The following is a 9,871-nucleotide window of genomic DNA, read 5'->3' as shown; positions in this document are numbered from 1 at the left end:
TTGATCGAATTGACCGCCACCAGTTGACGATCTTCGGGCAGAAATGACTGATCGCCGAAACTGGCTTTCACCATATTCTGGCAATCGTCAAAGTTGCCTTCCAACGCGATGTTATGCACGTTATCTTCCAGCACCGTGGTCATCTGTCGGCGCTGTACATCCGACACCCGCTTGTAGGGGTGCAGAATGTAAATATCGATATTGTCGCACCGGCGGCAGCCTTCAATCGCCGCCGATCCGGTATCCCCGGAGGTTGCCCCCATGACCACCACTTTCTGCTGACGCTTTTTCAGCAGGTGATCGAGCAGGTGGCCGAGGAACTGAAGGGCGAAATCCTTGAACGCCAGGGTCGGACCCTGGAACAGTTCCAGAATCCATTCGTTGTGCGCCGTCTGCACCAGAGGCGCAATGGCGTCGTGGCGGAAGCTGCTGTAGGCCTCACTGATGATCTGCTTGAGTTCCGCATCGGATACGGCACCGGAAACGAACGGGGCCATAATTTTGAACGCGAGCTCTTCGTAGGAGAGGCCCGCCCAGGAGGCGATTTCTTCCTGGCTGAATTCCGGCAGCGTTTCCGGTACATACAGGCCGCCATCTGGCGCCAACCCGGTCAGGACAACGTCTTCAAAATCGAGGGCCGGGGCCTGGCCCCGAGTGCTGATGTATTTCACTTCAATGGCTCCACACGGATGCGGGTAATCGGGCCGGTGATGGAGCTCAGGGATTCGATCTTGATGATCGCCTCGACCAGTTGCTTTTCCACGGCCCGGTTGGTCAACAGAATCAACGGAACGATTTCTTCTTCGTCCGCGGCCTCTTTCTGGATCAGGGCTTCGATACTGATGCCGGAGTCACTCAGAATTTGTGCAACCTGCGACAGCACCCCGGGTTTGTCCAGAGCCGACATACGCAGATAGTAAGCAGTCTCGACCTCTTCAATGGGCACGATTTCCAGTTCGCTGCGCAGCTGTTCCTGCTGGAAGCCGAGGTAGGGAACCCGGTGCTCGGGGTCAGCGGTCAGGGTGCGCGCGACATCGACGATATCCGCCAGTACGGCCGAGGCAGTGGGTTCGGCCCCAGCACCGGCACCATAATACAGGGTCGGGCCGACGGCATCGCCCTTGACCAACACGGCGTTCATCACGCCATCCACATTGGCGATCAGGCGCTTCTGGGGAATCAGGGTCGGATGCACGCGCAGCTCAATGCCCTTGGGCCCTTTCTGGGCAATCCCCAGATGCTTGATCCGGTAACCCAACTCCTGGGCGTACTGAACGTCCTGCGGGGCGATACGACTGATGCCTTCGGTGAATACTTTGTCGAACTGCAGGGGGATACCGAAAGCGATGGAGGCCAGGATTACCAGCTTGTGGGCCGCGTCGATGCCCTCGACGTCAAACGTCGGGTCGGCTTCGGCGTAACCCAGCTCCTGAGCCTCTTCCAGCACCTCGGAGAAACCGCGACCCTTGTCGCGCATTTCGGTGAGAATGAAGTTACCAGTGCCGTTGATGATACCCGCCAGCCACTCGATCTTGTTGGCAGACAGGCCCTCACGGATCGCCTTGATGATGGGGATACCACCGGCCACGGCGGCTTCAAAGGCGACGGTCACACCCTTTTCATTGGCGGCGGCAAAAATCTCGTTACCGTGCTCGGCAATCAGGGCCTTGTTGGCGGTAACCACGTGCTTGCCGTGCTCAATCGCCTTGAGAATCAGCTCGCGGGCCACATCAATTCCGCCGATCAGCTCGATCAGAATGTCGATGTCCGGGTTGGTGGCAACCTCAAAGATATCGCGGGTGACGTTCAGCCCGGAGATGTCGCAGTCCACATCGTCGCGACGACAGGCGACCTGGCCAATCACAATGTCACAACCGGCACGGGCGTTGATCACCCGGCTGTTGCGATGAAGAACGTTGACCGTGCCGCTGCCGACAGTGCCGAGGCCACAGATACCTATTTTGACCGGTTTCAAACTTCTCTCCCCCAAAAAATGAGCCCTGCTGGTAAAAGGTAACGCCCGCCAACGCTGGGTGCGGGCGGGCGAGACCGGCTATTCTACTGGAATGCGCGCCCCGGAGCGAGGCGCGGGCGAGCAACCTTACTGGGCCGCTCGCGAGGTGTCAATTGGCGACAGGGATGGGGCCATCAGAGCCCCAGAATCTGGGCGAGCTGCGCCGGCGGCACATAGCCGGGCTGCACCGTCCCGTTGGGCAGCACCAGCGCCGGCGTGCCGTTCACGCCGAACTCGCCACCGAGGCGATAATGTTTAGCCACCGGGTTGTTATCACAGGATTTGTTGTCCACCGATTGGAGGTTTTTCAGACGATCCAGTACGGCCTGCTGGTCGTCCGCACACCAGGCGGTTTCCAGCTTTTGGGCGGAGGGACTGCCCACACCGGCCCGAGGATAGGCCAGGTAACGAATTTCGATGCCCAAGTCATTGTAGCCGGGCTTGGTTTCACCACCGTCCTGATAGGCGCTCATCTGACTGTGCAGGCGACGGCAGTACCCGCAGTCCACATCCGTGAACACATACACCACCGCTTTGCTCTCACCCTCCGGAGCGAAGGCAATGGTGTCTTCTTCATCCAATTGAGCGGCAAGCTGCTTGCGCTTTTCCACGACCGCCGGGTCTTCGTAGCGCCCAAAGCCACCGGGCTCAATGGTGAACATGTCACCGGCAATCATCAGTTGCGCGTCCGGAGAGACATAGAGCACCGGTCCGCCGACCACCCGAGCCTGGTAAAGCCCCTCAATGGGCGCCGGGCGCACATCGGTAAACTCAAAATCGGGACGTGCCTCGGAGAGGGCCTTGAGAATACGGTCCTCGGTGGACATTTCCTGAGCCTGGGCCAACACACTCCCCATCAGGACCATCAGACCAACCGCCACTTGCTTCAACATAAACGTTTTCCTGTCACAATTTCAAAGTATTCAACGACACTGACGCGTCATCCCCGGGGGTGATGCTGGCGATGCTGCTCCTGCATCCGCGCCCGGGCGACATGGGTGTATATCTGGGTAGTCGACAGATCACTGTGGCCCAACAATAACTGTACGACCCGCAAATCCGCCCCGTGGTTCAACAGGTGGGTCGCAAAGGCGTGTCGCAGCGTATGAGGCGACAGGGGTTTGTCGATACCCGCCACCAGCGCCCAATGTTTAATTCTGTGCCAAAACGTCTGACGGGTCATCTCTCGGGCGCGAGTGCTGGGAAAGAGTACTTCACTGGGCGCATTATGCAAGAGCACAGGTCTCGCTTCCTGTAGATAACGGGAAATCCAGTCGATTGCTTCCTCACCGAGCGGCACCAGTCGCTCCTTACTGCCCTTTCCCATGACCCGGACCACCCCCTGGCGAAGATTGACCTGCGCCAGCGTGAGCCCCACCAACTCGCTGACCCGAAGACCACAGGCGTACAGAACCTCCAGCATGGTACGGTCGCGAAAGCCCACTGGATCTTCCAGATCCGGTGCCATCAGCAGCCGCTCAACATCGGCCTCGGTGAGGGACTTGGGTAACGATTTGGGCAGTTTCGGGTTGTCCACGAGGGCCAGGGGATTTTCCGCCAGCCGCCCTTCGCGGATCTGGTGGCGGTAAAAGCCGCGAACACAGGAGAGAAAGCGCGCCGTGGAGCGACTGGAATAGCCCTTTCGGTGACGGTAGGCGAGGTAGTCATAGGCGGAGACCGCATCCAACGACATCAGCCCCCTGCCCTGCTCGACCAGCCAGCGCGCAAACGCCTCCAGGTCGCGCCGATAGGAGTTCAGGGTATTCTCACTGAGGCCTTTTTCCATCCAGATGGCGTCGAGGTATTGCTCCAGGGCCTGGCTCTCTTGGGCGGGTAAGGTCACAGCGCTCATCGGTCATTGGTTGGCGTTGGAGCGAGAATACCATAAAAAAACCGGAGCTAAGGCCCCGGTTTTTTTGAACGGATCAGCGTATCGCTTAGGACAGCTTTTCCTTGATGCGTGCTGCCTTGCCGGTCAGGTCGCGCAGGTAGTAAAGCTTCGCCTGGCGAACATCACCCTTACGCTTCACCTGGATGCTGTCAACCTGACGGCTGTGCACCTGGAAAGTACGCTCAACGCCCACACCGTGGGATACCTTGCGCACGGTGAATGCAGAGTTCAGGCCGCGGTTACGCTTACCGATAACCACACCCTCAAACGCCTGCAGACGCTCGCGGTTACCTTCGGTTACCTTTACCTGTACCACAACGGTATCGCCCGGGGCGAATTCCGGTACATCCTGTTTCATCTGTTCGGCGTCGAGCGCCTGAATGATCTTGTTAGTCATGCCTAGTCTCCTGAGAGTCTGTAGCTTCACAGCTAGAGTTAAGTGCTTCAAGGTCCCGACGAAAGTCCGTCAACAGCGCATGCTGTTCCTCGGTTAGGTTAATTGCTTCAAGCAAGTCTGGCCGTTTCTGCCAGGTCCGCCCCAGCGCCTGTTTCAGGCGCCAGCGCCGAATTCTTTCGTGGTCACCGGACAGTAGCACTTCCGGGACCTCATGCCCTTCAAAATTTTCCGGGCGGGTGTAGTGTGGGCAGTCCAGCAACCCCTCCGTGAAGGAATCCTGCTCTGCCGACTGAGCGTGCCCCAAAGCGCCTGGAATCAGCCGGGTCACGGCATCAATTACCACCATGGCGGGCAACTCACCGCCACTCAGAACGTAATCCCCGATGGACCACTCCTGATCGACCACCGTCTTCAGCAAACGCTCATCAATCCCTTCATAGCGTCCCGCCACCAGCACCATCGGGCCATAACTGGCCAGGGTTTCTACGCCAGACTGATCCAGCGGCCGCCCCTGAGGCGACAGATAAATCACCGGTGCGTCCTCCCCGGCCCAGGCCTGGGCGGCCGCGATAGCGTCGCGCAGAGGCTCCACCATCATCACCATGCCGGGACCGCCACCGTAGGGTCGATCGTCTACCGTGCGGTGCTTATCCCGAGTAAACTCCCGGGGGTTCCAGCACTGCACGTCGATCAGCCCCTGCTTGACGGCCCGACCGGTCACACCGTAGCCGGTCACCGCCTGCATCATGTCCGGAAACAGACTGACCACCGCCAGTCGTACCGGCTGTGTTTCGGGCGCTTCGCTCAAAACTCCGGGTCCCAGTCCACCTCGATACACTCTGCCGCCAGGTCAACCCGGCGCACATACTGTTCGGGCACATAGGGAATCAATCGCTCGCTCTGGTCGATACTCTGGGCATCACCCTGCACCACCAACACATCGTTGGCGCCAGTCTCCAGCAAGCGTGTCACGGTACCCAGATCGTACTCCTGACCGCCCCAGTGGCTGACGACCCGAAGGCCCTGCAACTGATGCCAGTAATAGTCGTCCCCTTCCAGCTCCGGGAGCAGCTGTTTTTCCACGGCAATGGTCACCCCGGTGTAGAGGGCGGCCTCATCGCGGTCGTCGACACCCTTGATGTGCGCAACAAACCCTTTGCCGTGAGGTCGACTGTCATCGATTTCTACCGGTTTTACTCCCCGGGCGGTTTTCAACCACCAGGGGCCGTAGCCAAACAGGTTCTCCTGCGGCTCGGTGTAGGAGTGAATTTTCACCCACCCCTGAATACCAAATACGGCGGTAATACGCCCGACGTCAATCAGGTTTGACCCCTTGTTGCGGGTTCGGGCGTCAGCCATAGTCAAGCGCGCCTCGCTTAGGCGGCTTGCTTCTTCTGCTCTTTCAGCAGGCTGGCTACGCGCTCGCTCAGCTGTGCGCCTTGGCCTACCCAGTACTCGACACGCTCATTGTCGATACGCAGGCGCTCTTCCTGACCGCGGGCGATCGGGTTGAAGAAACCAACGCGTTCGATGTAACGGCCGTTACGGGCGCTGCGGCTGTCGGTTACGGACAGGTGGTAAAAAGGACGCTTTTTGGAGCCGCCACGTGACAGACGAATAGTTACCATTGAGGATTTTCCTATATTTTCCAATTGGGGCCGGCACTTACCGACACCCGGTGAAAAGACCCAATCACACACAGGGTGCGAAAGGCGCGGTATTTTAAGGGAAAGAATCGGCTTTGTATAGGCCGATATGGACAAAGATCGGCCAATTTGCGTGCCGGCCAGCCGCTTGTGGCCGACCGGCAGACGCCCGGGCGGTCAGTCGGTCATATCGGTGTAGCGATTGGGGAGGTCCAGATCGATACTCTGCGCCATGCCCGGCAGGCGCAACTCCCGGCTGCCCAGCTCGATTTCGCTCTCATCGATCATGTTCTGGCCAAAGTGGTACAGGGTATCGAACTGCCCCTTGAGCGCCTGGCTATCATAGACCCCGGCCCGCTCCCGGACCGACTCCCGACGCGCCGCGTAAGCCTCAAACGCCGAGTCACCGTAGCGCCGGCGCAGCATCGGCTCCACCACCCGGGGGGCCAGCACGCTGGCGGTGGCATTGTTGCCACCAAACCCTTTGGAGTTCAGGAACGCCACATCCAGCGGATTTTCCCGGCGATCCAGGTCCTCCAGCGGAATGGTCAGGCGTTCGGAAAACACGTCATCCGCCACCTTGTCGATGGTCTTGATGCCCGGCACAAAGCCATAACGGAACACACCGAGGCTGTTGATCAACTGCTCGCCGCTGGCGGCGGACAGGGTGTGGCCCACATAGGCCTTGACCGCGGTGACCGGCCAGTCGGTAATACCGAACACCTCGGCCACCCGATGAAAGATCTCGGATTCGGTCACCCGATTCTGGGGGGTGCTGGAGCCGTGGGCCTGAATCATGGAGCGCTTCTGGATCGACTCATCACCCAGAATGGCGCGCGCGGAGGCGACCGCTTTGGCCATGGTGATGTAGTTACCCGGCCCCGGTGCGGAAATCGACTTTTTGAAACCGTCCGCATTGATGAACACGTCATTGACCGCACCGTGAATATCGGCTCCAAGCTCAAGCGCCAGCGCATCATCCATGAGCACCACATACTGGCTGGACTCGGCAATGGTGAAACCGCAGTTTTCCCCGAACGGCCGACTGGTCCGACGAGGGTCGGTCTCGTCGGCACCGTCGATTTTCTTCAGTTTGTCTTCGGCGGCCAAAGCACCCATGGTGGCATAACCATCGATGATTTCCGGGGTGATCGGCGCCTCGGCGTTACCCACCACCGCGACCCGGCAGCGCCCGGCGGTAATGTCTTCCACCGCCGCGCGCAGGTTATACAAAAATGAGGCACAAGCGCCGGCAATGGCCCCGGTCTGACCGACGCTGCCGATAATGTAGGCGTTGACGAAATCCGCCGGCATGCTGTTCAGACCCAGTGGGCACTGCTTGGTACTGACCCGACCGCCCTTCAGGCGCGCCTGCAGCAAACCGCCAAAGCCCGCCTCGTCCATCTGACTCATGACATTGCTGGCATATACACTCACCTGGTCCGGACGCACCGCATTGGCAATGTCAGCCCAGGGCACACCCACCGACTGGATCGCATCAGAGGCACCAATGACGGTCAACTGCAACGCTCGGGGATGAAAGCGGGAGTTATACAGAGTGCCGGGATCGAACCCCTTGGGCAGTTGCCCGGCGGACTTGACCGGCAGGGCCCGGAAGCTGTCCCATTTTACATCCAGTGTTCCAGTCAGCGTGACTTTGACGCGCCGATCATCCAGCGTTTGAACCTGCCAGTCGGAAGGCAGCGGTTCGGGCAGGTCGCGCTCGGACAATTCAAAACTCATGGGCGCCTCGCTACCACTGAGGCTGGCACTTTTCTGCCAGTGCGCGGCATCCACATCAAAAAGCGCCGGGTCGATGCGGCGAATCAGCGTGCCCTCCAGAATCGCCGGGCCGAACTGGCGCTCAATCTCGGCCAGCTCATAGGGGCGGTCATCCGCGTCCCGATAAGCATTGTCTTCGAAAGTCACCAGCCCCATCAGCACCGCCAGGCCGGCCAGGGTCTCCTGCCGCTCTTGTGTGGGCAAGCTTTCGATGATCATTCGCCGATAGGCATGATGACCCGAGCTTCGACCGGCGGCATTAAAACCACCAAATCCCACAATAACCGGCAGTGATGACATAGTTGACTCCCATTGAATTCAACAACCTCGACGGGTCCACAGACGGCGGGCACACGAGGTCTGGACAGCTGGAAAGTGTATTGCCCTGACTGGCAATTGTCATGGTTGTTTTCGCCAAAACTTGTGGTATTTTGGCCAAATCACACCAGAGAGCCCGTTTTATGCCCCAGAATGCCGGAGAAGCCATTCAGATAGCGTTTCTGCTCAGCGACAACATGCTGGCTACCAGCGCCACCCTGCCCATGGAGATGCTGCTCACGGCGGAGAGCGCCAACCAGCGCGACCGCGGCAGCCAGCGAACCCGACTGATATTGAGCACGGTCTCGGCCCAGGGTGAGCCGGCCGCGACCCGATCCGGCCTGCGCTGGACGCCAGACCACGCCCTGGAGAATGCCCCCTCCCCCGATCTGGTTTATGTACCCGGCTTCTGGCGCAACCCGCGTCCCATCATCCGGCGCCAACCGCAGGTGCTGGACTGGCTCCGGGAGCAATATCAGAACGGCGCCCTGATCAGCGCGGTGGGCACCGGCTGCTGTTTTCTGGCCGAGGCGGGGCTGCTCAACGGCAAACCCGCCACGACTCACTGGCACTACTTCGACCAATTCCAACGCGACTATCCTGAGGTCGACCTCAAGCGGCAGTACTTCATCACCCAAGCGGGCAATCTCTACTGTGCCGCCAGTGTGAACTCGCTGGCGGATCTGACGGTCCACTTTATTCAGCGCCTGTATAACAAGCGCATTGCCAGCCACGTCGAACGTCATTTCTCTCACGAAATCCGCCGCTCCTACGAAAGCAGCGGTTACTTTGAGGAAGCGCACAGTCGCCACCCGGATGAAGACATCATTCAGGTCCAGCTCTGGCTGCAGGATAATTACCCACGGGAAGTGGTGCTCTCTCAGGTGGCAGAGCGCTTTGGGCTCAGCACGCGAACCCTGAACCGTCGATTCAAGGCCGCTACCGGGCAGACGCCCCTGGATTACCTACAGGAAATTCGCATCAACAATGCCCGGGACTTACTGAAAACCAGCAACCTGACCATCGCTGAAATTGCCGATAAGGTGGGCTATCAGGATACGGGTTATTTCACCACCCTGTTCAAAAAACAGTTGGCGATCACCCCGCGTGAATACCGGGCTACCGTCCGAGCAAAACTGTTCAGCGCGGAGTGAACCCATCCGAAAAATCGTCAAGTTCAAACCCATAAAAAAACCGGCGAGATCACTCGCCGGTTTTTTCTGAGAACAGAATGCCGTTTAGGCGGCTTTGGAATCGTCGCGGTTTTTCGATTCCGCTTCGTGGGTCACAGACTTGACGTCTCGACCGTCTTTCAATGACGGGCTTTGCCCATCATCAATCTCAATGGTACGCGGCTTCATCGCCTCGGGAATCTCCCGCTTCAGATCGATGTGCAGCAGACCATTTTCGAAGGTCGCGGCTTTGACTTCCACGTGATCGGCCAGTTGGAACCGGCGCTCAAAATTACGCGCGGCGATGCCCTGATGCAGGTACTGCCGCTCTTCCTGTTCGGGCTCTTTATTGGCCGAAATCGTCAGATTGTTCTGATTGACCTCGATGTTCAATTCCGAGCGGTCAAACCCGGCGACGGCCATGGTAATTCGGTACTGGTCCTCACCGGTCAACTCGATGTTGTATGGAGGATAGCTGGGTTGGTTCTGCTCGCTGCGGCTCAGTGTATCCAGCAGACTGGCCATACGATCAAAGCCGATGGCAGAACGGTACAGGGGAGAAAAATCGAAGCTACGCATAACAATATCCTCTTCAGAGCAATATTCAATGGGACTCGATCATTGTGATGAGTCCCATTGAATATTGCTCTG

At 58.9% G+C, this 9,871-nt stretch carries 11 protein-coding genes; 1 reads left to right on the top strand and 10 read right to left on the bottom strand.

The genetic code is table 11. From position 1 onward, the window contains the following. The 9 genes from B3187_RS09065 to B3187_RS09025 all read right to left on the bottom strand — a co-directional run. The coding region (locus B3187_RS09065; protein WP_286805895.1) for a pyridoxal-phosphate dependent enzyme at positions 1-671 on the bottom strand (671 nt) is incomplete at its 3' end. Next, positions 668-1,975 carry a homoserine dehydrogenase gene (locus B3187_RS09060; RefSeq protein WP_123637168.1) on the bottom strand — a complete coding sequence of 436 codons (1,308 nt, stop codon included), beginning with the start codon at positions 1,973-1,975 and terminating at the stop codon, positions 668-670. The genes B3187_RS09060 and B3187_RS09065, both read right to left, overlap by 4 nt. A gap of 173 nt (positions 1,976-2,148) precedes the next feature. After that, a complete protein-coding gene (locus tag B3187_RS09055; protein ID WP_286805893.1) occupies positions 2,149-2,907 on the bottom strand; it encodes a DsbC family protein in 759 nt (252 codons plus the stop codon). Positions 2,908-2,954: 47 nt separating this feature from the next. Next, the gene (xerD, locus tag B3187_RS09050; protein ID WP_123637166.1) at positions 2,955-3,866 is read right to left on the bottom strand and encodes a site-specific tyrosine recombinase XerD; all 912 of its coding nucleotides are present in this window, start codon (positions 3,864-3,866) and stop codon (positions 2,955-2,957) included. 85 nt (positions 3,867-3,951) lie between these two features. Then, positions 3,952-4,302 carry a 50S ribosomal protein L19 gene (gene rplS, locus B3187_RS09045; protein WP_024459910.1) on the bottom strand — a complete coding sequence of 117 codons (351 nt, stop codon included), beginning with the start codon at positions 4,300-4,302 and terminating at the stop codon, positions 3,952-3,954. Next, entirely contained in the window at positions 4,295-5,110 is an 816-nt protein-coding gene (gene trmD, locus B3187_RS09040; protein WP_286805891.1) for a tRNA (guanosine(37)-N1)-methyltransferase TrmD, read from the bottom strand. Before trmD ends, rplS begins: the two co-directional genes overlap by 8 nt. Beyond that, complete coding sequence (rimM, locus tag B3187_RS09035; protein WP_286805890.1) at positions 5,107-5,661, bottom strand: ribosome maturation factor RimM; 555 nt, start codon at positions 5,659-5,661, stop codon at positions 5,107-5,109. The genes trmD and rimM overlap by 4 nt, the downstream gene beginning before the upstream one ends. A gap of 17 nt (positions 5,662-5,678) precedes the next feature. Continuing rightward, entirely contained in the window at positions 5,679-5,930 is a 252-nt protein-coding gene (gene rpsP / locus B3187_RS09030; protein ID WP_024459907.1) for a 30S ribosomal protein S16, read from the bottom strand. Positions 5,931-6,125: 195 nt separating this feature from the next. Next, positions 6,126-8,030 (bottom strand): beta-ketoacyl synthase, encoded by a 1,905-nt coding sequence (locus tag B3187_RS09025; RefSeq protein WP_286805888.1) that lies wholly within the window; start codon positions 8,028-8,030, stop codon positions 6,126-6,128. 161 nt (positions 8,031-8,191) lie between these two features. On the opposite strand from B3187_RS09025, the gene B3187_RS09020 reads away from it, so the two are divergent. Beyond that, positions 8,192-9,202 carry a GlxA family transcriptional regulator gene (locus B3187_RS09020; RefSeq protein ID WP_036159802.1) on the top strand — a complete coding sequence of 337 codons (1,011 nt, stop codon included), beginning with the start codon at positions 8,192-8,194 and terminating at the stop codon, positions 9,200-9,202. Positions 9,203-9,286: 84 nt separating this feature from the next. On the opposite strand, the gene B3187_RS09015 is transcribed toward B3187_RS09020, so the two are convergent. After that, entirely contained in the window at positions 9,287-9,799 is a 513-nt protein-coding gene (locus tag B3187_RS09015; RefSeq protein WP_123637163.1) for an Hsp20 family protein, read from the bottom strand. Positions 9,800-9,871: the final 72 nt, after the last annotated feature.

The sequence above is a fragment of the Marinimicrobium sp. UBA4209 genome (assembly GCF_002381585.1).
Classification (GTDB): Bacteria; Pseudomonadota; Gammaproteobacteria; order Pseudomonadales; family Cellvibrionaceae; genus Marinimicrobium; species Marinimicrobium koreense.
The sequence above is the reverse complement of the archived record's forward strand: the minus strand, read 5'-3'. Positions and strand labels throughout refer to the sequence as shown.

What these genes read in the sequence shown, in the direction of transcription:
- rplS (WP_024459910.1), bottom strand. Translation starts at nt 4,302, where the DNA reads ATGACTAACAAGATCATTCAGGCGCTCGACGCCGAACAGATGAAACAG.
- rimM (WP_286805890.1), bottom strand. Translation starts at nt 5,661, where the DNA reads ATGGCTGACGCCCGAACCCGCAACAAGGGGTCAAACCTGATTGACGTC.
- B3187_RS09055 (WP_286805893.1), bottom strand. Translation starts at nt 2,907, where the DNA reads ATGTTGAAGCAAGTGGCGGTTGGTCTGATGGTCCTGATGGGGAGTGTG.
- xerD (WP_123637166.1), bottom strand. Translation starts at nt 3,866, where the DNA reads ATGAGCGCTGTGACCTTACCCGCCCAAGAGAGCCAGGCCCTGGAGCAA.
- B3187_RS09025 (WP_286805888.1), bottom strand. Translation starts at nt 8,030, where the DNA reads ATGTCATCACTGCCGGTTATTGTGGGATTTGGTGGTTTTAATGCCGCC.
- B3187_RS09015 (WP_123637163.1), bottom strand. Translation starts at nt 9,799, where the DNA reads ATGCGTAGCTTCGATTTTTCTCCCCTGTACCGTTCTGCCATCGGCTTT.
- B3187_RS09020 (WP_036159802.1), top strand. Translation starts at nt 8,192, where the DNA reads ATGCCCCAGAATGCCGGAGAAGCCATTCAGATAGCGTTTCTGCTCAGC.
- rpsP (WP_024459907.1), bottom strand. Translation starts at nt 5,930, where the DNA reads ATGGTAACTATTCGTCTGTCACGTGGCGGCTCCAAAAAGCGTCCTTTT.